The following is a 23,701-nucleotide window of genomic DNA, read 5'->3' as shown; positions in this document are numbered from 1 at the left end:
ATTCCGATGCAAGCGTATCGGTTCCCGGCTAGGGTCTGTTTCCGATGCACCCGCATCGGAACCGAGGCCCCGGCCCGAGACCCGAGGCCCCAAGCCCGAGGAGGACCGCCCCCATGCCCCTGTGGAGCAAACCCGCCACCGAACTCGCCGCCGCCGTCCGCAACGGCGACGCCTCCGCCCTCGACGTGGTCGACAGCCACCTCGCCCGCATCGCCGAGGTCAACCCGCACCTCAACGCCGTCACCCAGCTCCTCGCCGACCGCGCCCGCGCCGCCGCCCGGGACACCGACCGCCGCCGGGCCGCAGGCGAGGAACTCGGACCGCTCGCGGGCGTGCCCTTCACCGTGAAGGAGTGCACGCCCATCGAGGGCGTGGCCACCACCTTCGGCACCCCGCGTTTCCGCGACCACGTCGCCCCCGCCGACGCCGTCCCGGTGGCCCGGCTGCGCGCCGCCGGGGCGATCCCGATCGGCCACAGCAACATGCCGACCCTGATCCTGGCCGGGATGCACACCCGCAGCGAGCTGTACGGAGACACCCGCAACCCCTGGGACGCGGCCCGCACCCCCGGCGGCTCCAGCGGCGGGGACGGCGTCGCGGTCGCCGCCGGCCTGGCCCCGCTCGGGCTCGGCAACGACTCCGGCGGCTCGGCCCGGATCCCGGCGGCCTTCTGCGGCGTCGCCGCACTCAAGCCGACCACCGGCCGCTTCCCCGCCGACCAGCGCCTCCTCGGCCCGGACGACCCCGGCCCGGCCTCCCAAGTCCTGGTCACCGACGGCCCGTTGGCCCGTACGGTCGCCGACCTCCGGCTCGCCTACGAGACGCTGGCCGGCACCGACCCCCGCGATCCGCGCGCCGTCCCCGTCCCGTTGTACGGCGAACCGCTCGACGGCCCGCCCAAGGTCGCCGTCGTCGCGGACCCGGGCGGCCTCGGCGTCCACCCCACCGTCCACCAGGCCGTCGCCCGAGCCGCCGACGCGCTGCGCGATGCCGGGTACGACGTGCGGGAGGTACCCGACGTCCCCAGGCTCGGCGAAGCCCTCGACACCTACCACCGCCTCACCGGCACCGAGTTCGCCCCGAGCTGGCCCGCCGTACGGCAGCTGCTGGGCGCGGGCGGCGACCGCTTCATCGAGCTGACGATGCGCAGCGCCCCGCCCGTCGACGCCGCCGGGCTGATCCGGCTGCAGAGCACCTGGATGAACATCCGCCGCTCCTGGACGGAGTTCCTGCACGAGTACCCGCTGCTGCTGGGCCCGGTCTTCACCGAGCCGCCGGTCGAACCCGGCCTGGAGTCCCGGGACCAGGCGGGCCGCGACCGCGTCGCCTCGGCCATGCGCCTCTGCTCGGTGACCACCTTCGTCGGCGTGCCTGCCGTCGCCGTCCCCACCGGGCTCGCCGAGGACGGGCTGCCCACCGGCGTGCAGATCGTCGGGCGGGCATTCCGCGAGGACCTGTGCCTGGCCGCTGCCCAGGCCGTCGAGGACCGCCTCGGCGTCCTCACCCCGGTCGACCCGAGGCCCTGACCCGTACGGCCCTGACCAGTACGGCCCTGATCCGCTCGGCCCTGACCCGCTCGGCGCGGGCAAGCGGCAGGGCGGTCAGGCGCCCTGGAGGCCCGGCACGACCAGCCCAGACTCGTACGCGATCACCACCGCGTGCGTGCGGTTCTGCGCGCCCAGCTTGGTCAGCACGTTCCCGACGTGCGTCTTCACCGTCTCCAGGCTCACCGCCAGCGACTGCGCGATCTCCGGGTTGGACAGCCCGGTCGCCATCAGCCGCAGCACACCCTCCTCCCGCCCGGTGAGCGCCGCCCGAGGCAGCGCCTGGGCCGAGTTCAGCGGGCGGGCGGCCACCATCCGGCGCAGCGCGGCCGGGAAGAGGATCGCCTCCCCGGCCGCCACCACCCGCACCGCCTCGGCGATCTGCGGGACGGGCAGGCGCTTGAGCACGAAACCGCTGGCGCCGGCGCCGAGCGCCGCGGTGACGTAGTCGTCGTTCTCGAAGGTGGTGATCACGACGACCTTCGGCGGGTCCGCGCTCTCGGACAGCAGTTCGCGGGTCGCATCGATGCCGTTGCGGCGCGGCATCCGCACGTCCATCAGCACCACGTCCGGCCGCAGCAGCCGCACCTGCTCGACCACGGCGACGCCGTCGGCGGCCTGCCCGACCACCTCGATGCCCGGCTGGAGCCCCAGCAGGGTGCTCAGCCCGCTGCGGGTGACGGGGTCGTCGTCCGCGATCAGGACGGTGACGGGGGCTTCCGGGCTGCTCACGCCGCCAACCGTATCGGCAGCCGAACGGCCAGCCGCCACTGCTGTGCGCCCTGCGGGCCGTGCGGGCCATCCGCACCGTACGGGCCCTGCGCACCGTACGGGCCGGCCTCGAACTCGCCGTGCAGCAGGCGGACCCGCTCGGCGAGCCCGGGCAGGCCGTGGCCGGAGGTCGGGAAGCCGCTCGGCCCGCCCTTGATCCCGTTGACCACGCCCAGCTCCAACCACTCCCCTTCGACCGCCACCCGCAGCCGGATCGGCCCGCCCGCCCCGTGCCGCAGCGCGTTCGTCAGGCCCTCCTGCAGGATCCGGTACGCGGCGCGGGACAGCGTGCCCTGCACCAGCGCCGGGTCGCCGACGGTCTCCGGCTCCACGACCGCACCCGCGTGCCGCAGCCGGTCCAGCAGTTCGGGCAGGTCGGCGAGGGTCCGGGTCGGCGCGGTGCCCGCCTGCTCGTCCCGCAGCACGCCCAGCACGTAGTCCAGGTCCTCCAGCGCCGCACGGGTCGACTCCTCGATGCTGCGCATGGCGGCCCGGGCGGCCGCCGGATCGGCGGACAGCACCTCGCCCGCGACGGCGGCCTGGATGGTGGCGGCGGTCAGGGTGTGCCCGATCGAGTCGTGCAACTCGTGTGCCAGCCGGTTGCGTTCGGCCAGCGCCCGCTCCCGCTCGGCGGCCAGCGCCAGCCGCTCCGCGGACGAGGGCCCGAGCAGCCGCGGCGCCAGCCATCGCAGCGCACCGGACACCCCCGTGAACAGCACCGCCGCCAGCAGCAGGCAGATGACTGCCGTCGCCCAACTCCAGCCGCCCGTCAGGTCGGTGGACCAGCCGAACAGGCTCACCCGCGCCTCACCCTGGGCATACCGGCCGGGCAGCGCCACCCCCATCACCAGCAGCGTGCTCCCACCGAACAGCACCACCCACCCCAGCACCACGTGCAGGACGAAGAACACCGGCGTCCGCCACCGCTCCCCCGCGGCCCCCTTCACCGGATCCGGCACCGCCACCCGCAGCAACCGCCGCGCCGCCCGCACCAACACCCGCCGCGTGCCCCCGGCCAACCCGACGAGCCCGATCAGCACCCCCCAGAGCACCAACGACAGCACCGCCGACACCCCGTACGGACTCGCCTGCATCCCGGCCGCAGGCACCAACGCCACGAGCGCCAACGGCAGCCCCGCCAACGCCCCGAGCACCGCAAACAACACACCCGTATACGTGGAACCGCGCAGCAGCGGCCGAATCGCCTTGATCATGATCGCCAGTATCGCCGGGCCTTTCACGGCCGACCTCCCCCGATCGAGGGAGCAGATGGAGGGATCGAGGAAAGCAAAACGGCCGGTCGATCCGAAGATCAACCGGCCGTTCTCTGTGCGCGAGGGGGGAGTTGAACCCCCACGCCCTTTCGGGCACTGGAACCTGAATCCAGCGCGTCTGCCTATTCCGCCACCCGCGCATCTGGGTGATGGGTTAACTATAGACCATCTGGAGAGGTGCTTCTGACCACCCCCGAACGACGAACCGGGGGGCTACTCCTCATCCAGCAAACGCAGACCGTGCTCCCCGCTCCCCCTGGCGGTACCGCAGGGACTGGCGTCCGCCGCGCGTGCCGAGCATGGCCAATTCTCGTCAATATGACAATAAGGAGGGCGGAGACCACCCGCTCGACAACCCCGAACTCCCCGATGGGGCACGAAGGATCGGGTTAGTCTGCGGCCATGGTTGCAACCCACGAAGAAGAAGTGGCCATGACCGACGCGGAGTTCGTCAGCGCCCCCGCTCTGATCCTCCGCTCCCTCTCCGCCGACCCCGACCGGCGGGCCATCACCACCGCCGACGGCGCCGTGATCACCGCCGGAGAGTTCGCCGCCGCCACGTACCGCCTGGCCCACGAGCTGCTCGCCCGGGGCGCGACCCGGGGCACCACGGTGACCCTCATGGCGGGCAACACCGCCGAGGCGCTCAGCGCCCGGTACGCCGCCTGGCTCGCGGGTGCCCGGATGGTGAACCTGTACGACGGCATGAGCGCGCCGATCCTCGCCGAGATCGCCACCAGCGTGGACACCACCATCCTGCTCGTGGACGCCGAACGGTTCGCGGCGGCAGCCGAGTTGATCCCGCTGGTCGACGTGCCGACCGTCCTCACCCTGGGCCCCGGCCCGGAGACCACCGGCGCGGCGGCGGCCATCGGCGAGGACGTGATCGCCGCCTCCGCCCGCCGGCCCGCCGCGCCGCCGGCCGTCCGGATCCGGCCCGACGACGACCTGACCATCCGCCACACCGGCGGCACCACCGGCATCCCGAAGGGCGTCCGCGGCCTGCACGGCGCCTACCGGGGCGCCTTCGACGTCCAGTACGGCGGCGGCCCGGACGGCGTCCCGCCCCGCCTGCTCGCCGCCACCCCGCTGGCCCACCTCGCCGGCGTCCTCGCCGACCTGACGCTCCACAGCGGCGGCTCGGTGGTCCTCCAGCGCTCCTTCGACCCCGGCGAGGTCCTGGCCGCGGTCGAGCGCGAGCGGATCACCGACCTGTGGGTGCTGCCGCCGCTGCTCTACCGGCTGCTCGACCACCCGGCGATCGGCCGCACCGACCTGTCCAGCGTGCGCCGGGTCTCGTACGGGGGCTGCGCGGCCTCGCCGGGCCGGGTGCGCGAGGCGATCAAGGTGTTCGGGCCGGTCCTGGTGAGCGGCTACGGGCAGTCCGAGGCGCAGAACATCGCCATGCTCCTCCCGCACGAGCACGACCGGATCGGCCACGGCGGCCAACTCTCCGTCGGCAGGCCCCTCCCGGGCGTGGAGGTGGTGATCCGCTCCGCCGACGGCACCGACCTGCCGACCGGCGAACAGGGCGAGATCCACGTCCGCTCGGCCACCGTGATGGCCGGCTACTGGAAGCGGCCCGACCTCACCGCCGAGGTGCTGCACGACGGTTGGCTGGACACCGGCGACATCGGCTACCTCGACGCCGACGGCTACCTCTACCTGGCCGACCGCCTCAAGGACAAGATCATCGTGGTCGGCGGGCACGTCTACCCCACCGAGGTGGAGGACCTGCTCCTCACCCACCCCTCGATCGCCCGGTGCGCGGTCTACGGGGTGCGCGACGCCGAGGAGGCCGAACACGTCCACGTCGCCGTCGTCCCCGCCCCGGGGCAGCGGCCCGACCTGGCCGAGCTGCGCGCCTTCGTCACCGCGCACAAGGGCCGGATGTACGCCCCGGAGGTGCTGCGCATCGTCCCGGAGATCCCCCTGACCTCCGTGGGCAAGCCGGACAAGAAGCTCCTCCGCGAGACCGTCGCGGACTGAACGCGCCCCGGGCCGAACCCGGGCCGAACCCGGGCCGAACCCGGGCCAAACTTCACCCCAAGGTGGGGTTTGGCTCAACGAACCACGGCCCCCGTGCCGAGAAGCCAACGGGGTGGCGGCGCTGAGGGCCGCCACCCCGCCCCCGACACCGATCCGTAACTTCCCTGCGGCACACGCCAGTTCGACCATTCACAGCAGGTCGTTCGAAGGCCTACCGACCGCCACCCGGGCCCGGCACAATCACCCGCATGACGATCAGCGCCACCACGCCGCCGACGCCCCGGGACCGGGCCGTACTCGCCCTCGCCCGCGACTTCCTGACGGGCACCGTGATCGGAGGGGCGCCGGCCACGGTCATCGTCGGCATCATCATCGGACGCACACCGCTGATCGTCGCCGGCCTGGTCGCGCCCGTGGTCTACGCCCTGCTCTACCAACTGGCCGACGCACCCCGGCGCGCCCGGGAGGCGGCCGTCGTGCCCCGCACGGCCCTCGCGATGATCGAGGGCCTGCGCGCCGGCGGCAGCGAGACCGGCGACATACCGGTGCACTTCGACCTCACCGTGGCACCGGACGACGAGCCCGCGTTCCGCGTCGAGATCAGTCAGGGCATCAACCTCGTCAATCTCCCCGACTACCGGCCCCGCGACATCCTGGTGGTCCAGTACCCGCCGGACCGGCCGTGGAAGGGGCGGATCGTGCCGCAGCCGACCCCGGACTGGGAGGAGCGGGCGGCAACCGCACACCTCGACTCGGCGCCGGAGTCGACCACGGTGCGCGCGCCCGCCGAGGGCTGCGCCTCCGGCGCCGCCGCACTCCTGGGCCTGCTGCTCGCCGTGGCGGCAGTGCTCTTCCTGTTCCGCGCGGACCTGTTCGACGAGCAGCCCACCGCGCCACAGCCGGCCGCCGCGCAGCCGTCGGTCTCCTCGACATGGTCCAGCACCACCGTGACGTCGATGTCCGGCACCGTCTCCCTCGGCCCCGAGCAGTCCTTCCTCGACGAGGGCGAGCTGCGCCGGGCCGTCAACCTGCTCACCAAGGACAAGGAGACGCACCAGGCGTTCACCCTCGTCGTGCAGGAGCGCCTGCTGTCGATCGCCTCCCCGCCCGGTGCGCAGTTCCTCCAGTTCGACGTGGACGCCCTGCCCTACGAACGCTTCCCCGCCCTGGTCGAGGAGGCCAGGACCACCCTCGGCATCCACTCCGCGCCGGCCTGGCTGCTCTCCGTCAGCCGGATCGGCGGCGACCTCACCATCTCGGTCGCCGTGAGCGGCCCCGAGGGCACCGCCATGCTGGAGGCGGACGGCCAGGGCACAGTCGTCCGGCGCACCCCGGTCCGCTGACCCCGGCCCGCCGACGAACGGCCCGCCGACCCCGGCCCACGGCGACCCCGGCCCACGGCTAACCCTCCGCCTCCCGCCCCCGGAACGCCCGGCGGTACTCGCGGGGCGCGAGGCCGACGCGGGCGGTGAAGACCGGGCGGAGGGACACGGCCGAGCTGAAGCCGCAGTGGGTGGCGACGGTGTCGACGGGCAGGTCGGTCTCCTCCAGGAGGCGCTGGGCGGTGAGGATCCGCTGGTCGAGGAGCCAGCGCACCGGGGTGGTGCCGGTGGCGGCGGTGAAGTGACGAGCAAAGCTGCGCTCGGACATCAGGGCGGCCGCGGCCATCCGGGGGACGCTCCAGGGGGCGTCCAGGGAGGCGAGGACCTCGGCGCGGACCCGGGAAAGGGGATCGTCGGCGGTGGGGGCCGGCACCGGGGAGGGGATGAACTGGGCCTGGCCGCCGGCCCGGAAGGGCGCGGTGACCATGGCGCGGGCGATGGTGGCGGCGGCCTGCTGACCGTGCGCGGTGCGGACGAGGTGGAGGCAGAGGTCGATGCCGGCCGCCACGCCGGCCGAGGTCCAGAGGCCGTCCCCGCCGGTGAAGAGCACCTCGGGGCGGACGGTCACCGCCGGGAAGCGGCGGGCGAGTTCGGGCGCGACGGCCCAGTGGGTGGTGGCCTCGCGGCCGTCGAGCAGGCCGGCCTCGGCGAGGACGAAGGCGCCCGCGCAGAGGGAGGCGATGGGCACGCCCCTGGCGCGGACGGCCCGCAGGGCGGCGAGGACGGCGGGGTCGCGGGCGGCGCCCGGGTCCTCGACGCCCGGGACCACGACCAGGTCGCAGTCGGCCAGAGCGGCCGTTCCGAGGTCGGGGACGCGCTCCAGCCCGCCGCCCAGCCGGACCCGGGCGCCGTCCGGCCCGCAGACCCGCAGGTCGAAGGCGGGCAGCCCGGGCCGGGAGGCGCGGTTGGCCCACACCTCGCCGATCACGGCGTAGTCGAAGGCCCGGACACCGTCGAAGATCAGGCAACCCACGGTTCGCATGGCAGGAAATCTATGGCAGGAATCTCTCGATGGGTGGCTTCTCTGCCCATCACGGCGCCGGCGCGCGGACCAGCACGATGGACGCATGACGAACACCGATGCCTTCGACGCCCCGCTCACCCTCGACTCCGACGCCGTCCTGCTGCTCATCGACGTCCAGAAGGGCTTCGAGGACCACGAGTTCTGGGGCCCGCGCGACAACCCGCAGGCCGAGCAGCGGATGGCCGAGCTGATCACCGCCTGGCAGGCCACCGGCCGGCCGATCGTCACCGTGCAGCACGCCTCCAAGGCCGGGCCGCTGGCCGAGGGCACGCCGGGGTACGAGCTGAAGGACTTCGTCGCCGACGTCACCCCGGCGCTGCACATCACCAAGACCGTCAACAGCGCCTTCTACGGCACCCCCGACCTGCACGCCTGGCTGCAGGAGCGCGGCGCCCGCCAGCTGGTGGTCACCGGGATCATCACCAACGTGTGCAACGAGACCACCGCGCGGATGGCCGGCAACCTCGGCTACGACGCGATCTTCCCCACCGACGCCATGCACGCCTTCGACATGACCGGCCCCGACGGCACCACCCTCCCCGCCACCGAACTCGCCCGCGCCACGGCCACGGTGCTGCACGCGATGCGGTTCGCCAAGGTGGTGACGACGGAGAAGGTCCTCGCCGCCGCCAAGGCCTGAACGGCCAACACCCCGACGCCCGAGCCCCGACCGGCTACGCCCGGAACAACGGCTCGTACGCGCAGCCCTCCTCGGCGTTGAGCAGCACGAACGAGGGCCCGAGGCCGAACGCGACCTCCCGCAGCCGCGCCAGCGCCTCGGCCTCCGAGGGGACTTCGAGGCCGAGGGCGGCGGCGACCGCGTCCCGCTCGGCGGGCAGGTCGAGCTCGCGTTCCAGGGACTCCTCGGCCATCTCCAGGTGCTCCTCGGCCGCCTCCGCGCTCTCCTCCGCCGTCAGCCGACGGCAGTCCCGCCACCACGGCAGGACCAGCAGCAGCTGGACCAGCTCCGGCACGCCGACGGCCAGCAGGGCCGCGCCGCCCTCGGAGTCGGCGTACAGCACGGGCCGCTCCTCGCCGCCCTCGCCGCACAGGAAGAAGGTGCCGCCCGCGCCGTCCTTGGCCACCCGCTCCAGCGGCGCACCGGAGGCGAGCACGACCTCCTCCACGTGCTCGTAGGTGAGGGTGGGGTCGAAGTCCCCGTGCCAGAGCAGGTGGTCGAGGGCGTCGGGGCTGGCGCGGATCGCGTCGAGGAGGGACATGGCGGCCACCCTACGACGCACCGCCGACAGGCCCACCGCCCCGGACGCGACCCAGCCTCCCGACCCGGCCCACCACCCCCGAAGGCCGCTCAGGCCGCGAGCCGCTCCGCCAGGAACTCCTCCCAGGTCCGCCGCCCGAGCTCCGCGCCGGCCAGGGTCAGGTTCTCCCCCGCCCGGTAGGCGCGCCCGACCTTGCCGGGCACCCGTACCGGCAGCTGCCGACGGCTGCGGCCGCGCGCCGCCAGGTACCGCCTGGTCAGCTCGCCCATCTCGTACACCGCGGGCCCGGCCAGGTCGGGCACCATCCCGGCCGGCTCGTCCAGCGCCAACTCGACCAGCCGGGCGGCGACTTCGCGCACGTCCACGGGCTGCCAGCGGACCCCGCCGGGCGCCGGCACGACCGGCAGCTTCGCCATCTTCTCGACCACCGTGAACGCCAGGTCGTGGAACTGCGCGGCGCGCAGGATCGTGTACGGCAGGCCCGAGCCGGCCACCGCCTCCTCAGCGGCGTGCTTGGCCCGGAAGTAGCCGAGCGGGATCCGGTCGGCGCCGATCACCGAGATGTACAGCAGGTGCCGCACCCCGGCCCGCTGCGCGGCGGCGACCAGCAGGCGGGTGGCGTCGTCGTCGCCCTTGGGGCCGCCCGCGAGGTGCAGCACGGTGTGCACGCCGGCCAGCGCCTCGTCCAGCCGGGCGGCCGCCTCGGCCGGGTCGCCGAGCAGGTCGCCGCGCACGTACGCCACGCCGTCGGCGCCGGTGCGCTCCTGGCGGCTGAGCACGCGCACCGGCCGCCCGGCCGCACGCAGCAGCGGTACGACCTGCTTGCCGAGGGTGCCGGTGCCGCCGGTCACAAGCACGGGGTTGTTCGTCACGATCGTCTCCGGTTCGTCCCGGGCGGGGAGTTGATCTCCCCGCCGCAGCCGTTGTTGGGTGGCTCCTGCTGCTCTGACCCCCGGCGACGAAGGAATGTGACACGTGGACGACTCGGTGCACGAGAAGGACGAGAGAGCCGCGCGTGCTGCGCTCTTCGAGGAGCAGCGCCCGCACCTGCGCGCGGTCGCGTACCGGATGCTCGGCTCGATCAGCGAGGCGGAGGACGCCCTCCAGGAGGCCTGGCTGCGCTACGACCGCTCCGACACCGCCGGGGTGGAGAACCTCGGCGGCTGGCTGACCACGGTGGTCTCGCGGGTCTGCCTGAACCTGCTGCGCGCCCGCGCCCTGCGCCGCGAGGAGCCGCTGGAGCCGGCCGGGCCGGGCGGCGAGCCGGGCCCGCCGCGCATCCCGGACCCGCTGCTGCGGCGTGAGGGTGTGGTGGACCCGGAGCAGGAGGTGATGCTCGCGGACTCGGTCGGGCTGGCGCTGATGGTGGTGATGGAGTCGCTGTCGCCGGCCGAGCGGGTGGCCTTCGTGCTGCACGACCTGTTCGCCGTGCCCTTCGACGAGATCGCGCCGCTGATCGAGAAGACCGCGGCCGCCACCCGCCAGCTGGCCAGCCGGGCCCGCCGCAAGGTGCAGGGGCAGGCGCCCGCGCCGGATCCGGACCTGGGCCGGCAGCGGCTGGCGGTGGACGCCTTCTTCGCCGCCGCCCGCAACGGGGACCTGGACGCGCTGGTCGCCGTGCTCGACCCGGACGTGGTGCTGCGCTCGGACGGCGGGGCGGTGATGGCCCGGCACACGGTGGTGCTCTCGGGTGCCGCCACGGTGGCCGGTCAGGCGGTGCTGTGGGGCACGCTGTCGCCGTTCGCCCGTCCGGCGCTGGTCAACGGCACCGCGGGCGCCGTGGTGATCGGCGACAACGGCCGGGCGCTGTCGATCATGGCGTTCACCGTCGTGGACGGCGCGATCGTCGCGATCGACGTGCTCACCGACCCCGAGCGGCTGGCCGCGCTGGACCTCTCGGACTTCCGGGACCGGTAGGGCCGGTCAGGGGGCGAGGACGGAGCGGGGTGGGAAGGCAACCGCCTTCCCACCCCCGACCGCCTCCGACCGCCCCCGACCGCCGTCAACAGCCTTCGGCGGCCGTCAGCGCCCGACCGCGCCGTCCAGCTGCTCGCGGATGATGTCCGCGTGCCCGGCGTGCCGCCCGGTCTCCTCGATCATGTGGACCAGCACCCAGCGCAGCGACGGCCCCTCGGCGACGTCCGGCCGCAGCGAGCGCACGCCCGGCCGGTCGAGGTCCGGGGCGGCGGCCGCCACCGCGTTGGACCGCGCGATCGCCTCCCGGTAGGCGGCGACCTGCCCGGCCACGGTCACGCCGTCCAGCGGGGCCCGGTCCACGTCGTACGGTCCCTCGGGCTCGCCCTGGTAGGCCCAGGCGAACCAGTTGTGCTCGACCGCGGTCAGGTGCCGGACCAGCCACAGCAGGCTGGTGCCGGAGGCGACGCCGGGCCGCCGGGCGTCCTCGTCGGAGAGCCCGTCGACCTTGGCGATCACCCCGTCGCGCAGGTAGTCGAGGAAGGCCAGCAGGGTGGTCGGCTCGTCCGCGTTCAGGCTCGGCGGCCGGGTGTCGGAGAGCTTGCTCGGCTCGGTGTTCTGGGTCACCGCGCCACCCTAGCCAGCTTCGCCGCACCGGAGAACCGAATTCGACGCACCGTCACCACCCTTGTGCGGCAACCCAGTCGGCGAGGTGCCGGGCGCAGTCGTCGACCGACTCCCGCCAGGTGTGCGCCGCCCCCTCCCCGGCCTCGTCGCTGACGTGCTTGACCAGCCGCACCGGCACCCCGGCCCGGTGGGCGACGGTGGCGACGGCGTAGCCCTCCATGTCGACCAGGTCGGCGTGCTCGGCGAGCCGGTCGCGGGCCGCCGGGTCGGAGACGAACAGGTCCCCGGTGGCCAGCACCGGCCCGTCGCCCTTGCCGATCACCAGCGGGGCGCCGTACTGGCGGCCGGTGAGCGCGTGCAGGGCGGCGGTGTCGATGTCGTGCTGGATCACCTGGACGACGTGGTGGGTGCCCTCCCAGCCGGGGCGCAGCGCTCCCGCCGTACCGAGGTTGATCACCTCGGAGGGCTTCTCGCCCTGGGCGAGGACGGTGGCGAGCGCGGCGGCGGCGTTGACCTTCCCCATCCCGGTGAGCAGCACGGGCAGCGCGTCGCCGAGGTGGGCGGCTTCCTCGCGGACGGCGACGACGAGCAGCGGGCGGTCGGACGAGATCTTTCCAAGCAGGCGCATGGGCCCATCGTACGGAGCGAGGGGCTGCCGCACCCGGGAGCGCGCGCCCACAAACGGACCCCCGCACTCCGCACATGGCGCGGAACCGCGTAGGGTACGGCCCGCGTCGGACGGTTCGCCATCTCTCCGCCGTCTCTGCGTACGGGGCCGGGCCGGCTCGTGGAGGGGCGTGCGGAAACCGTGCACGACATGCTCAAGATCGGCGCAAGTCGGGTGTGGCCGGGGGGAGTCACGGCCATACTGCTGCCATCGGCCGGGCCCCGGGGAACGGGTTCGGCTCCAGGGGAGGATGAGGCGGGTGGCGACACCAGTAGGCAACGGCGCACCGGGCGCCCCGATCCCGGCACGGCCGAACGGCCCGCCGGCGACGCCCCGGAGCGCGGGCGCACCGGGCACGCCCGGCGCATCGGGACCACCGGGCACCCCGGGCACAGCAGTCATGCCGCCCGCCACCGCGCCGGCACCGCTCGCGAAGTCCGGCACCCTCGCGAACTCCGGCACCCTCGCGGCACCCAGACCCGGCGGGGCGCCCGCCCGGCGCCCCGGGGCCGCCGTGACCACCGGTGTGCGGGCCCGGCTCGCGCAGGCCACCCGTACGGCGCCCGGCCGGCTGCGGCTGGCCGGGGTGGTACTCACGGTGCTGACGGTGGCCTTCGGCGGGCTCACCGCCTGGCAGTTGGAGACCAGGGCGCAGGCCGCCGACCGGGTGGTCTCGTACAGCCAGCCGCTCAGCCGGGACGCCGCCGAGATCCACCGCAACCTGGCCGACGCCGCCACCACCGCGGCGACCGGCTTCCTGCTGGCGGGGGCGGAGCCGAAGGAGGTCCGGGACCGCTACGAACAGGACCTGGCCACGGCCGCCAAGCTCGTCGCCCAGGCCGCCGCCCGGACCACCTCGACCTCCCCCGCGCAGGACTCACTCGCCCGGCTGAACCAGCAACTCCCGGTGTACGCCGGGCTGGTGGAGACCGCCCGGGCCGACAACCGGCAGGGCATCCCGCTCGGCGGCGCCTACCTGCGGTACGCCTCCGAGCAGATGCAGACCGTCCTGCTGCCGACCGCCGCCGAACTGGCCGCCGTCGAGAACCAGGAGCTGGCGGACGACTACGCCGCTGCCAAGTCGGTGCCGTGGGCGGCGTACGGCCTGGCGGCGGTCACCCTGGCGGCGCTGGCCTGGGTGCAGCTGACGCTGTTCCGCCGCACCAACCGGGTGTTCAACATCGGGCTGCTGGGCGCCACGGCCGCCGTCCTGGCGGGCGCGCTCTGGCTCACCGTCACCGGTCTGACCATCAGTTCGGCGCTCAAGCAGAGCGAGCGCGAGGGCGCCACCCCGCTGCGGGCGCTCAACTCCGCCCGGGTCGACGTGCTGACCGCCCGGCTGGCGGAGAACCTGCACTTCGTCGCCCGCGGCTCGACCACCAAGTACGCCGACCAGTGGACGAAGGCCACCGCGCACCTCGCCGGGGCCCAGGACCTCCCGCCGGACCGCAGCGACGGCTCGCTCCCGCAGGCCGTCCGGCTCGCGCCCTCGGCCGCCCAGGCGAGCGTCCAGGACGCGGCGAAGCAGTTCGACGTGTGGCGCGGGCGGCACGACGCGGCCCGGGCGCTGGAGACCGGCAACGCCGACTACCAGGGCGCCCTGGACGCGACCGTGACGGCCAAGGCCGACACGGCCACCGCCGACGCCGCCTTCGGCGCCACCGACAAGGCGCTCGCCCGGGCCGCCGACATCGAGCAGGACCGCTTCACGCAGGCCGCCGGGGGCACCGGCGGGGACCTGCGCACCACCGCCGTGGCGGCCGCGCTGCTCGGCCTGGTGGCGGCGGCCGCCGCGCTGCGGGGCCTGGGCCGGCGACTGGCCGAGTACCGGTAACGGGCAAGGGGGAAACGGACAGATGCGCAAGAGGACCGTCACCAGAACCGCCGGGCGAGCTGCCACGGGAGCGGCCGCCACGCGAACCTCCACCGGCGTCCTGCGGGCCCGGCCCGCCGCGGCGCTGGCCCTGCTGGCGGCCGGCGCCGTCGTGCTCACCGGCGGCGGCGCGGTCGGCGCCGCGCCGACGGCCGCGACCGCCGCGACCGCCCCCCAGGCGGCCCAGCAGCAACAGCAGCAACAGCAGGAACAGGGCCCCGCCGACACCTGCGACGTCTACAAGAGCGTGCCGCCGAGCACCGAGGACGGCGCGGCCGTGAAAGCCATCAAGGCCAAGCGCAGCCTGGTGATCGGCGTCGACCAGAACAGCTACCGCTGGGGCGCCCGCAACCCGAACACCGGCCAGATCGAGGGCTTCGACATCGACCTCGCCCGGGCGATCGGCACCGCCCTCATGGGCGACCCGGACAAGGTGGTGCTCAAGCCGGTGGCGACCGCCGACCGGATCGACGCCGTCAAGAAGGGCCGGGTCGACCTGATCGTCCGCACCATGACGATCAACTGCAAGCGGATGGAGGACGTCGCCTTCTCCAAGCCGTACTTCAACACCACCCAGCGCGTCCTGGTCCCGAAGGCCTCCCTGGCGAAGACCATCGACGACGCGATCAAGGACCGGACGGTGTGCGCCGCCGACGGCTCCACCGCCCAGGCCGTGGTCACCGGCAAGAAGACCGCCCAGAAGGTCGTCACGGTGGAGAACCAGCTGGACTGCCTGGTCCTGATGCAGCTCGGCAAGGTCGACGCCACCATGACCGACACCGGCCTGGCGGCCGGCCAGGCCGCCCAGGACCAGACCGTGCGGATGGTGGACGGCGAGGCGCAGCCGGAGGTGATGGGCATCGCCATGCTGAAGGAGAGCCCCGACCTGACCGCCCGGGTCAACCAGGTGCTGGCCGACTACTACGCCCGCGGCGACTGGGCCCGTTCGTACGACCACTGGTTGAAGCCGTACATGGGCAACGAGGCCGACCACTACTGGCCCGGCACGCACTGAGGCACACACTGAGGCACCTACTGAGGCACGTACGGGGGCGGACAGCGGGCCGCATCCGCGGCGGACGGGCCCGGGGCGTTGACGCGGTCTTGACGCCCCGCGCCCGCTCCGCCCGAACGGCCACCGGCTAGGGTTCGGGACGATCACCACGGGGAGACCGGTGGTGGACACGGGGGTTGTCGTGGGGTCACGCGTCACACACGTCGGGATCGCACGCGAGGAAGGAAGGACACCGCGGTGGCGGCATCGGCTGGCCCGGTACTGAGCCGGGAGGAGGTGGACCGCGCGCTCGCGCGCCTCGGCGCGGAGCGGGACGCGGTCGAGTCGGCGCTGCTCGCGCTGCAGGACCACCCGGGCCTGCGGCTGCTGGACGGCGCCGAGCTGGCCGGGCGCACCCTGGAGCGGTGGTCCGTCGCCGGGAAGGGCCTGCCGCTACTCTGGGCGCTGTTCGACCGCTACTCCGAGGCGCTGGCCTCGGCGCGCGCCGTACGGGCCCGCAAGGCCAAGCCCGGCGCGCCCGAACTCGCCGAGCTGAGCGAACTGTTGACCGGCGACGCGGTGACCGTCCCGGGCGGTGCGGTGCCGGACGGGCCGCAACTGCTCGGCGCGCCCGCCAAGCTGGTCGAGCGGATCAGCCTGGACGCGCTGATGGCCCGGATGAACTCCTGGTACGCCACCGTGCTGGAGGTGGTCAGCGCCGCCGACGCGGTCTGGTCGGCGCTGCCGGCCCGGATCGACCTGCTGCTCGCCGAACTCCACCGGGTGCGCACGCTGGCCGCCTCGCTCGGCGTGCGCACCGGCGCCCACCCGCTCGGCGACGATCTGGCCGGGCTGGAGAAGGACCTCACCGAGCTGCGCACCGAGGTGCGCGGGGACCCTTTGGCGCTCTGGCGCCCGGCCCGGGTGCCCGCCCAGCGCGGCACGGTGCCGGAGGGCTCGGCCTTCGCCGGCCCCGCCGGGGTGGTGGACACCGAGCGGTTCGACCGGGCCGGGCGGGCGCTGGACGGCGTGCGGCTGGAGCTGGAGGACCTGCTGCGGCTGCGCGACGAGGCCGAGGAGCGGCTGCAGGGCGTCGGCGACCTCCTCCAGCGGGCCGACGCCACGCTGGCCGAGGCCCGCCGGGCGCGCGGCGAGGTGCTGGCGAAGATAGCGGCCAGCGACGTCCCGGCGGTGCCGGGCCCGGCCTCGGCGCTGCGCGAACGGATCGTCACCGCGCTGGACCTGCGCCAGAGCGGGCAGTGGGGCCGGCTGGCGCCGCTGCTGGACACGCTGGAGGACGCCGCCGCCAAGGAGCTGGCCCGGGCCCGGCAGTCGCTCACCGAGGTGACCCAGCCGCTGGCCGTCCGGGCCGAGCTGCGCGGCCGGCTGGATGCCTACAAGGCGATGGCGGCCCGGCTGCGGGTCTCCGAGGACCCGGAAGTGATCGAGCGGTACGAGAAGGCGCGCTGGCTGCTGTGGAGCGCGCCGTGCGACCTGCGGGCGGCGGCCGCCGCGGTGGCCCGGTTCCAGCAGTCGCTGCGGCCGGCCCGAGCCGAGGCCGGGCAGGCTCAGGAGGCGACCGGCCAGCCGCCGGTCGACGGACAGGTTCAGGGGGGCTGAGGTTGATGGGCGAGACGTGCGTACGGCCGGACTGCTCCGGCGACGGCAGGATCGACGCGGACGGCTACTGCGACGAGTGCGGGCTGGCCCCGGCGGGCGGGACCACCGCGACACCCAAGGCGCCCGCGGCAGGAGCACCGGCAGCAGCACCCGCACCGGCCACCGCGGCCGGCCCCGGCTCGCCGTGCCCCCGGGACTGCTCCGGCACCATCGACGCGGACGGCTACTGCGACGAGTGCGGCCTGACCCCGCCCGGCGCCGACACCGGCGTCACCCAGCCCTACGTGCCCTCCGCCCGGGTCGCCCCGGACTCGGCGCGCAGCTCCTCCGTCCGCTCCTCCCGCACCGGCTCGTCCCGCTCGATGTCCGGCCGCTCCCGCTCGCACCGCTCGACCCGCACCGGCAGCAGCCGCTCGGTCTCGGTGCGCTCCACCCGGGGCAGCGCCAGCGCGGGCACCCGCAACCGGCTGGGCGCCGGCCTGGTCACCGTGCCGACGGTGGAGACGGCCGACCCGGCCCAGGCGGTGCTGGCCAACCCGGAGGTGCCCGAGCGCAAGCGGTTCTGCTCCAAGTGCGAGGCCCCGGTGGGCCGGGAGAAGAACGGCCGCCCGGGCCGCCCGGACGGCTTCTGCACCAAGTGCGGCACGCCGTACTCGTTCACGCCCAAGCTGCGCCGCGGCGACCTGGTCGGCGGGCAGTACGAGGTGGTGGGCTGCCTGGCGCACGGCGGGCTCGGCTGGATCTACCTGGCGGTGGACCGGCGGCTCGACGACAAGTGGGTGGTGCTCAAGGGCCTGCTGGACACCGGGGACGAGGACGCGCTGGCCGCGGCCGTCGCCGAGCGGCGCTTCCTGGCCGAGGTGGACCACCCCAACATCGTCCGGATCATCAACTTCGCCGAGCACCCGGACCTGCGCACCGGCGCCACCGACGGCTACATCGTCATGGAGTACGTCGGCGGCAAGTCGCTCAAGGACATCGCCAACGACCGCCGCACCCCGGACGGCCGGCGCGAGCCGCTGCCGGTCGAGCAGGCCATCGCGTACGCGCTGGAGGCGCTGCCGGCCCTGGGCTACCTGCACGGCCGGGGCCTGGTGTACTGCGACTTCAAGATCGACAACGCCATCCAGAGCGGCGACGCCCTCAAGATCATCGACATGGGCGCCGTCCGCCGCCTCGACGACGACAGCCCGATCTACGGCACCATCGGCTACCAGGCACCGGAGATCGCCACCGACGGCCCCTCCCCCGCCTCCGACCTGTACACCGTGGCCCGCACCCTCGCGGTGCTCACCTTCGACTTCCAGGGCTACAGCAGCACCTACCGCGACACCCTGCCCGGCCCGGAGGACGTCGAGGTCTTCGCCCGGTACGAGTCGTACTACCGGCTGCTGGTCCGCGCCACCGACCCGGACCCGGCCCGCCGCTTCGCCTCCGCCGAGGAGATGTCCGACCAGCTCACCGGCGTGCTGCGGGAGGTCCTGGCCCTCCGGAACGACCGGCCCTACCCCGCGCTCTCCACCCTCTTCGGGCCCGAACTGCGCGTCGTGGACACCGAGTTGGTCCTGCCCGCGGCACAGCCCGGACAGCTCCGGGTGACCGCCCTGGACCCGGCCGCCGCCGCCCTCGCCCTGCCCATCCCCCGGGTCGACCCGGGCGACCCCAACGCCGGCTTCCTCGCCACCCTGCTCTCCCCCGACCCCGCGGACGCGCTCGTCGCCCTGGCCGGCGCGCCCGCCGTCTCGGTGGAGAGCCGGCTGCGCGAACTGCGCGCCCTGCTCGAACTCGGCCGCCACCGCGACGCCCTGGGCCGCCTCGGCGAGCTGGAGCAGGACCACCCGGACGACTGGCGGGTTGTCTGGTACCGCGGCCTCACCGCCCTGGTCGGGGCGGCCGAGGACCTTTCGGACCCGCCCCGAGCAGCGGCCCCGGCGAGCGGGCGAGTAGCAGACCTGAGGGCGGCCGCGGAGGCCTTCGACGCCGTCTACGACGCCTTCCCCGGCGAGGCCGCACCCAAGCTGGCCCTCGCCATCTGCGCCGAACTCCTCGGCGACGGCGGCGACGCGGCCGAGTTCTACCGGCTGGTGTGGACCACCGACCACGCCTACCTGAGCGCCGCCTTCGGGCTGGCCCGGGTCCGGCTGGCCGAGGACGACCGCCCCGGCGCGGTCCGCGTCCTGGAGTCCGTCCCGGCCACCTCCAGCCAGTACACCGCCGCCCGGATCGCCGCCATCCGCGCCCGGCTGCGCGAACGGCCCGCCACCGACGAGCTGGCCGCCGACCTCGGCGCCGGCTCCGCGCAGCTGACCGCGCTGCGGCTGGACGACCGCCGCCGCGAGCAGCTGTCCGTCGAGGTGCTCAGCGCGGCCCTCGGCTGGGTCGGCGCCGGTTCGGCCGGCACCCCGCAGGCCGCCGAACTGGTGGTGCTGGGACGTCCCGCGCACGAGCGGGAACTGCGCTTCGCCCTGGAACAGTCCTACCGGGTACTCGCCCGGTTGGCCGACCGGGCGGAGACCAGGATCGAGATGGTGGAGCGGGCCAACCGTGCCCGTCCCAGGACGTGGGTGTAGCCGATGCCGCAGCAGACCGAGTGCCCGAGCTGTTCCGAGCCGATGGACCCGGAGGACGCCTACTGCGGCTCCTGCGGGGCCGGCCGGGACGGCCGGCCGGCCCCGGGCGCGATGCCCGCGGGCTGGGCCGCCGCCCGGGGTGAGGCCGTACCGCAGCAGCGCGGGCCGGTCTGCGTGCACTGCGGGCAACCGCAGGTCACCGCGGACGGCTACTGCGAGGGCTGCGGCGGCGCCCAGCCGCGCCCGCGCGACCACATGGAGAAGGCGCTCGGCGGCGTCGCCGGGGTCAGCGACCGCGGCGTGCGCCACCACCGCAACGAGGACAGCTTCACCGTCGCCGCGACCTCGCTGCCCGGCGGCGAGCCGGTCGTGGTCGCCGTGGTGTGCGACGGCGTCTCCTCCTCCGACCGCCCGGACGAGGCCTCGGCGACCGCCGTGGACTCCGCCTCCGAGTCGCTGCTGACCTCCCTGGAGGCCGGCCGGGACCCGAACGAGGCGATGCGCGCGGCCATCGCCGACGCCGCCGAGGCCGTCGCCGGCCTCGCGACCGACGGCGCCGGCCCCACCCGGCCCGACCTCAACGCGCCCGCCTGCACCTACGTCAGCGCGATAGCGGCCGGCGGCCGGGTCACCATCGGGTGGGTCGGCGACACCCGGGCGTACTGGATCCCGGACGACCGCGCCGCGGCCGAGCCCTTCCGGCTCACCCAGGACGACTCCTGGGCGGCCCGGATGGTCGAGGCCGGGCTGATGAGCGAGGCGGAGGCGTACGCCGACCCGCGCGCCCACGCGATCACCGGCTGGCTCGGCGCCGACGCCGAGGAGGTCGTGCCGCACACCCTCGACTTCACCCCGCACGTCCCCGGCGTGGTGCTGATCTGCACCGACGGCCTGTGGAACTACGCGGAGGCGGCCACCGACCTGGCGTACTACGTCCGGCCGGACGCCCGCACCGAGCCGCTCGCCACCGCGCAGACCCTGGTGAAGTTCGCGGTCGCCGCCGGCGGCCACGACAACATCACGGTCGCCGTGCTGCCGATCGACCCGCCGGCCGTCGCCGTCGAGGAGGCCGACCAGACCCCGACCGCGCTGGACCTGCCGGTGCTGGTCCCGACGGCGATGGGCGCCCGACCGGCCGTCGTGGAGGACGAGGACTACGAGCCGACCCTGCCGGACATCCCGGTGATCGGCTCCCCCGCCGCCCCGCCCGCACCGCCCGTCCCGCCGCAGCCGCCGCACCCGCCGACGGCCTGACCGGCCCGGCCCGTCCGCCCGACCTCGCGGCGCCCCGGTCCGCCGGCCCGACCGGCGGACCGCCCCACCGTCCTGATCGCATCCACCCCCTCACCCGACGGGAGCCGACCGCCCCATGGCAACACTGGCGAAGCCGAACCTGCCCAGGTTCGACGTGGAGATCTTCCAGAACGAGTACCTGGCCGACGGCGCCCGCGAGGTCAACGCCATCGTCACCGTCACCGCGACCGGCGGCGGCACCTCCGGCGGGCGCCCGCTCGGGATCACCGACGCCGGGCCCGCCGGAGCCGGGGCCGAGGCGGCCGTGGTGATCCTGGTGGACTGCTCGGGCTCGATGGACTACCCCAAGACCAAGATCAACGGCGCCCGGGAGGCCACCGCCGCCGCCATCGACGCACTGCGCGACGGCACCGCCTTCGCCGTCGTCGCCGGCACCCACGAGGCCCGCGACATCTACCCCGGCGACGGCACCCTGGCCACCGCCTCCGCCACCACCCGCGAGCAGGCCAAGGAGTCGCTGCGCCGCCTCACCGCGGCCGGCGGCACCGCGATGGGCACCTGGTTGGCCAAGGCCGACAAGCTCTTCCTCACCCGCCACGACATCGCCATCCGGCACGCCATCCTGCTCACCGACGGCAACAACGAGCACGAGTCGGCGCAGGACCTGGCCCGCAACATCGAGCGGGTCACCGGCCACTTCACCGCCGACTGCCGGGGCGTCGGCACCGACTGGCGGATCGACGAGCTGCGCACGATCTCCTCGGCGCTGCTCGGCACCGTCGACATCGTCGCCGAACCCTCCGGCCTGGCCGAGGACTTCCGCTCGATGATGGCCGGAGCCATGGGCAAGCAGGTCGCCGACGTCGCCCTGCGGATCTGGACCCCGGCCAACGCCACCGTGAAGTTCGTCAAGCAGGTCGCCCCCGCGGTCGAGGACCTCACCGCCCGCCGCGCCGAGGCCGGGCCCCGGGCCGGCGACTACCCCACCGGCTCCTGGGGCGACGAGAGCCGCGACTACCACGTCTGCGTCGAGGTCCCGGCCGCCTCCATCGGCAACGAGATGCTCGCCGCCCGGATCAGCCTGGTGCTGCCCCCGCAGGTCGGCGGCGGCACCCCCGAGGTGCTCAGCCAGGGCCTGGTCAAGGCGGTGTGGACCGACGACCTGGCCTCCTCCACCCGGATCAGCCCGCAGGTCGCCCACTACACCGGGCAGGCCGAGCTGGCCTCCTCCATCCAGGAGGGCCTGGAGGCCCACCGCGCCGGGGACGTCGACACCGCCACCGCCAAGCTGGGCGCCGCCGTCCGGATCGCACACGCGACCGGGAACGACGGCACCTACAAGCTGCTGCAGAAGGTGGTGGACGTGGTGGACCCGAAGGAGGGTACGGTTCGGTTCCGTAAGAACGTGAGCGAGGCCGACTCGATGACCCTTGAGACCCGGTCGACCAAAACGGTACGTGTGAAGAAGTGACCGCTGAAGACGTGACCGGGCCGGCACCCCGGCGCGACGCCGCACCGAGCCGGCCCGAAACGAGGGGGACCTGATGCCGATCTGCCCGAGGGGCCACGAGTCGCAGGCCGAGGACTGGTGCGACTTCTGCGGCTTCCCGATGACCCCGCCGGCCCCGACCCCCGGCGCCCACGGGGGCTACCCGGGGGCACCCGGAGCCGACCACTCCGTGCCCGGCGGCCCCGCCGGGCACGCGCAGCACGGCGGTGCGTCCTTCGGCGCCCCGCCGCCCCCGCCACCGATGCCCCCGGGCGCGGTACCCCCGCCCGGTGCGCCCCTGCCTCCCCCGGGCATGGTGCCCCCGCCGGGCGCCGTACCCCCGCCCGGGGCCTACCCGCCGCCCGGGGCCTTCCCGCCGCCGGCGCAGGGCCTCACCGAGGGCCTCACCGTCTGCCCGATCTGCCGCAGCCCGCAGACCGGCCGGTTCTGCGAGGAGTGCGGCTACGACTACGAGCTCTCCACGCCCTCGCGCCGCCAGACCCCGGCCGCCGGCGCGCCCGCGCCCGGCCCCGCCCAGCCGGCGCCGCTGAACATCCCGGCGGCGTACGGAGGCACCCCGGAGCAGCCGCAGGCCCCGTACGGCCAGGCCCAGTTCGGGCAGCCGCCGTTCGGGCAGCCGCCGTACGGCCAGGCACCGTTCGGCGGGCCCGCGGGCGGCCAGCACGCAGGCGGCCAGCACGCGGCCGAGCAGCCCCCGGCGGCCCAGCAGGCCCCGGCCCAGCCGCACACCTACGGCTACCCGCCGCCGGAGGGCGCCTTCCCCGAGGCCCAGCTGCGCGAGGACTCCGGCCCGGTGTACGCCCAGCCGGCCGGCCCCGGGCCGAACAACCGCGGCGGCGACTTCGGCACCTCCTTCCACCTCGCCCCGCCGCAGCCCCAGCACCCCCACCAGAAGGCCGCCCCGGCCGAGCCGGTGCGGACCACCTGGATCGCCGTCGTCTCGGCCGACCGGGACTACTTCACCGACATGATGGCCCGCAGCGGCCCCGAGGCGGCCGGCCTGTTCTTCCCGCCGTACTGCCCCGAGCGCCGGATCCCGCTGACCGGCCGCGGCCAGCTGCGGATCGGGCGGCGCAGCCAGCACCGCGGCACCGTCCCGGAGATCGACCTGTCCGTCCCGCCGGAGGACCCGGGCGCCTCGCACCAGCACGCGCTGCTCGCCGAACAGGCCGACGGCAGCTGGGTGCTGGTGGACCAGGACTCGACCAACGGCACCACCATGAACGGCGGCGCGGAGCCCGTCGCCCCGCACACCGCCGTCCCGCTGAACGACGGCGACCGGATCCACATCGGCGCCTGGACGACCATCACGGTGCACCGCGCCTGACGCACTCCCGAAAACACGTCAGCTGAGCGTGCGTCAGCGACAACTCCGGCCGGGCCGAGCGGAATTCGACATTTCGCTCGGCCCGGCTTTTCGTCCGACTTCCTCAAAGGATCTGCAAATCCCTGCCCCGGATGTGCACAA

Annotated in this window: 19 protein-coding genes and 1 tRNA gene; 12 read left to right on the top strand and 8 right to left on the bottom strand. The window is 74.8% G+C overall.

The window, feature by feature from the left end:
• Positions 1–113 precede the first annotated feature (113 nt).
• Complete coding sequence (locus tag OP86_RS12480; protein WP_030060969.1) at positions 114–1,526, top strand: amidase; 1,413 nt, start codon at positions 114–116, stop codon at positions 1,524–1,526.
• A gap of 75 nt (positions 1,527–1,601) precedes the next feature.
• On the opposite strand, the gene OP86_RS12475 is transcribed toward OP86_RS12480, so the two are convergent.
• The 3 genes from OP86_RS12475 to OP86_RS12465 all read right to left on the bottom strand — a co-directional run bounded on the left by OP86_RS12475 (position 1,602) and on the right by OP86_RS12465 (position 3,729).
• Positions 1,602–2,276, bottom strand: coding sequence for a response regulator transcription factor (locus tag OP86_RS12475; RefSeq protein ID WP_030060968.1), 675 nt, complete (start codon positions 2,274–2,276; stop codon positions 1,602–1,604).
• Positions 2,273–3,529 carry a sensor histidine kinase gene (locus OP86_RS12470; RefSeq protein WP_030256805.1) on the bottom strand — a complete coding sequence of 419 codons (1,257 nt, stop codon included), beginning with the start codon at positions 3,527–3,529 and terminating at the stop codon, positions 2,273–2,275. Before OP86_RS12470 ends, OP86_RS12475 begins: the two co-directional genes overlap by 4 nt.
• Before the next feature lie 116 nt (positions 3,530–3,645).
• Positions 3,646–3,729, bottom strand: a tRNA-Leu gene (locus OP86_RS12465).
• Positions 3,730–4,021: 292 nt separating this feature from the next.
• Between OP86_RS12465 and OP86_RS12460 the strand changes: the two genes are divergently transcribed.
• Complete coding sequence (locus OP86_RS12460; RefSeq protein WP_030256806.1) at positions 4,022–5,578, top strand: AMP-binding protein; 1,557 nt, start codon at positions 4,022–4,024, stop codon at positions 5,576–5,578.
• A gap of 248 nt (positions 5,579–5,826) precedes the next feature.
• Positions 5,827–6,921 carry a hypothetical protein gene (locus OP86_RS12455; RefSeq protein ID WP_030060964.1) on the top strand — a complete coding sequence of 365 codons (1,095 nt, stop codon included), beginning with the start codon at positions 5,827–5,829 and terminating at the stop codon, positions 6,919–6,921.
• Between the two features lie 58 nt (positions 6,922–6,979).
• Here OP86_RS12455 and OP86_RS12450 read toward each other — a convergent pair whose 3' ends face one another.
• The gene (locus OP86_RS12450) at positions 6,980–7,942 is read right to left on the bottom strand and encodes a GlxA family transcriptional regulator (protein ID WP_030060963.1); all 963 of its coding nucleotides are present in this window, start codon (positions 7,940–7,942) and stop codon (positions 6,980–6,982) included.
• Positions 7,943–8,027: 85 nt separating this feature from the next.
• Here OP86_RS12450 and OP86_RS12445 point away from each other — a divergent pair, with 85 nt between their 5' ends.
• Positions 8,028–8,624 (top strand): cysteine hydrolase family protein, encoded by a 597-nt coding sequence (locus OP86_RS12445; protein ID WP_030060962.1) that lies wholly within the window; start codon positions 8,028–8,030, stop codon positions 8,622–8,624.
• 34 nt (positions 8,625–8,658) lie between these two features.
• Here the strand turns inward: OP86_RS12445 and OP86_RS12440 are convergent, their stop codons facing one another.
• Together OP86_RS12440 and OP86_RS12435 are read right to left on the bottom strand one after the other, a co-directional pair.
• Positions 8,659–9,204 carry a hypothetical protein gene (locus tag OP86_RS12440; protein ID WP_030256808.1) on the bottom strand — a complete coding sequence of 182 codons (546 nt, stop codon included), beginning with the start codon at positions 9,202–9,204 and terminating at the stop codon, positions 8,659–8,661.
• Between the two features lie 89 nt (positions 9,205–9,293).
• Positions 9,294–10,076, bottom strand: coding sequence for an SDR family oxidoreductase (locus tag OP86_RS12435; RefSeq protein ID WP_030256811.1), 783 nt, complete (start codon positions 10,074–10,076; stop codon positions 9,294–9,296).
• Positions 10,077–10,179: 103 nt separating this feature from the next.
• Here OP86_RS12435 and OP86_RS12430 point away from each other — a divergent pair, with 103 nt between their 5' ends.
• The gene (locus OP86_RS12430) at positions 10,180–11,121 is read left to right on the top strand and encodes a sigma-70 family RNA polymerase sigma factor (RefSeq protein ID WP_051830012.1); all 942 of its coding nucleotides are present in this window, start codon (positions 10,180–10,182) and stop codon (positions 11,119–11,121) included.
• A 105-nt stretch (positions 11,122–11,226) separates the two neighbouring features.
• Here the strand turns inward: OP86_RS12430 and OP86_RS12425 are convergent, their stop codons facing one another.
• Positions 11,227–11,745 (bottom strand): DinB family protein, encoded by a 519-nt coding sequence (locus tag OP86_RS12425; protein WP_030256815.1) that lies wholly within the window; start codon positions 11,743–11,745, stop codon positions 11,227–11,229.
• A gap of 52 nt (positions 11,746–11,797) precedes the next feature.
• Positions 11,798–12,373, bottom strand: a complete 576-nt coding sequence (locus OP86_RS12420) for a nucleosidase (RefSeq protein WP_030060957.1) — start codon at positions 12,371–12,373, stop codon at positions 11,798–11,800.
• Positions 12,374–12,812: 439 nt separating this feature from the next.
• Between OP86_RS12420 and OP86_RS12415 the strand changes: the two genes are divergently transcribed.
• The 7 genes from OP86_RS12415 (at position 12,813) to OP86_RS38760 (ending at position 23,560) form a co-directional block, all read left to right on the top strand.
• A complete protein-coding gene (locus OP86_RS12415; protein WP_030256818.1) occupies positions 12,813–14,246 on the top strand; it encodes a hypothetical protein in 1,434 nt (477 codons plus the stop codon).
• A 22-nt stretch (positions 14,247–14,268) separates the two neighbouring features.
• Positions 14,269–15,300 (top strand): glutamate ABC transporter substrate-binding protein, encoded by a 1,032-nt coding sequence (locus OP86_RS12410; RefSeq protein ID WP_051830011.1) that lies wholly within the window; start codon positions 14,269–14,271, stop codon positions 15,298–15,300.
• Positions 15,301–15,537: 237 nt separating this feature from the next.
• The gene (locus OP86_RS12405) at positions 15,538–16,899 is read left to right on the top strand and encodes a hypothetical protein (protein WP_033331734.1); all 1,362 of its coding nucleotides are present in this window, start codon (positions 15,538–15,540) and stop codon (positions 16,897–16,899) included.
• 5 nt (positions 16,900–16,904) lie between these two features.
• Positions 16,905–19,469 carry a serine/threonine-protein kinase gene (locus OP86_RS12400; protein WP_030060953.1) on the top strand — a complete coding sequence of 855 codons (2,565 nt, stop codon included), beginning with the start codon at positions 16,905–16,907 and terminating at the stop codon, positions 19,467–19,469.
• Positions 19,470–19,472: 3 nt separating this feature from the next.
• Positions 19,473–20,723, top strand: coding sequence for a PP2C family protein-serine/threonine phosphatase (locus tag OP86_RS32905; RefSeq protein WP_063832359.1), 1,251 nt, complete (start codon positions 19,473–19,475; stop codon positions 20,721–20,723).
• 115 nt (positions 20,724–20,838) lie between these two features.
• Positions 20,839–22,194, top strand: coding sequence for a vWA domain-containing protein (locus OP86_RS12390; protein WP_030060950.1), 1,356 nt, complete (start codon positions 20,839–20,841; stop codon positions 22,192–22,194).
• A gap of 73 nt (positions 22,195–22,267) precedes the next feature.
• Positions 22,268–23,560 carry an FHA domain-containing protein gene (locus tag OP86_RS38760; protein WP_030256823.1) on the top strand — a complete coding sequence of 431 codons (1,293 nt, stop codon included), beginning with the start codon at positions 22,268–22,270 and terminating at the stop codon, positions 23,558–23,560.
• The last annotated feature ends 141 nt before the right edge of the window (positions 23,561–23,701 follow it).

It is taken from the genome of Streptomyces novaecaesareae, from assembly GCF_000716875.1.
GTDB classification, from domain to species: Bacteria; Actinomycetota; Actinomycetes; order Streptomycetales; family Streptomycetaceae; genus Kitasatospora; species Kitasatospora novaecaesareae.
The sequence above is the reverse complement of the archived record's forward strand: the minus strand, read 5'-3'. Positions and strand labels throughout refer to the sequence as shown.

Coding starts and splice junctions, on each gene's coding strand:
- OP86_RS12480 (WP_030060969.1), top strand. CDS start 114: ATGCCCCTGTGGAGCAAACCCGCCACCGAACTCGCCGCCGCCGTCCGC.
- OP86_RS12470 (WP_030256805.1), bottom strand. CDS start 3,529: ATGATCAAGGCGATTCGGCCGCTGCTGCGCGGTTCCACGTATACGGGT.
- OP86_RS12460 (WP_030256806.1), top strand. CDS start 4,022: ATGACCGACGCGGAGTTCGTCAGCGCCCCCGCTCTGATCCTCCGCTCC.
- OP86_RS12455 (WP_030060964.1), top strand. CDS start 5,827: ATGACGATCAGCGCCACCACGCCGCCGACGCCCCGGGACCGGGCCGTA.
- OP86_RS12450 (WP_030060963.1), bottom strand. CDS start 7,942: ATGCGAACCGTGGGTTGCCTGATCTTCGACGGTGTCCGGGCCTTCGAC.
- OP86_RS12445 (WP_030060962.1), top strand. CDS start 8,028: ATGACGAACACCGATGCCTTCGACGCCCCGCTCACCCTCGACTCCGAC.
- OP86_RS12440 (WP_030256808.1), bottom strand. CDS start 9,204: ATGTCCCTCCTCGACGCGATCCGCGCCAGCCCCGACGCCCTCGACCAC.
- OP86_RS12420 (WP_030060957.1), bottom strand. CDS start 12,373: ATGCGCCTGCTTGGAAAGATCTCGTCCGACCGCCCGCTGCTCGTCGTC.
- OP86_RS12415 (WP_030256818.1), top strand. CDS start 12,813: ATGCCGCCCGCCACCGCGCCGGCACCGCTCGCGAAGTCCGGCACCCTC.
- OP86_RS12410 (WP_051830011.1), top strand. CDS start 14,269: ATGCGCAAGAGGACCGTCACCAGAACCGCCGGGCGAGCTGCCACGGGA.
- OP86_RS12400 (WP_030060953.1), top strand. CDS start 16,905: ATGGGCGAGACGTGCGTACGGCCGGACTGCTCCGGCGACGGCAGGATC.
- OP86_RS32905 (WP_063832359.1), top strand. CDS start 19,473: ATGCCGCAGCAGACCGAGTGCCCGAGCTGTTCCGAGCCGATGGACCCG.
- OP86_RS12390 (WP_030060950.1), top strand. CDS start 20,839: ATGGCAACACTGGCGAAGCCGAACCTGCCCAGGTTCGACGTGGAGATC.
- OP86_RS38760 (WP_030256823.1), top strand. CDS start 22,268: ATGCCGATCTGCCCGAGGGGCCACGAGTCGCAGGCCGAGGACTGGTGC.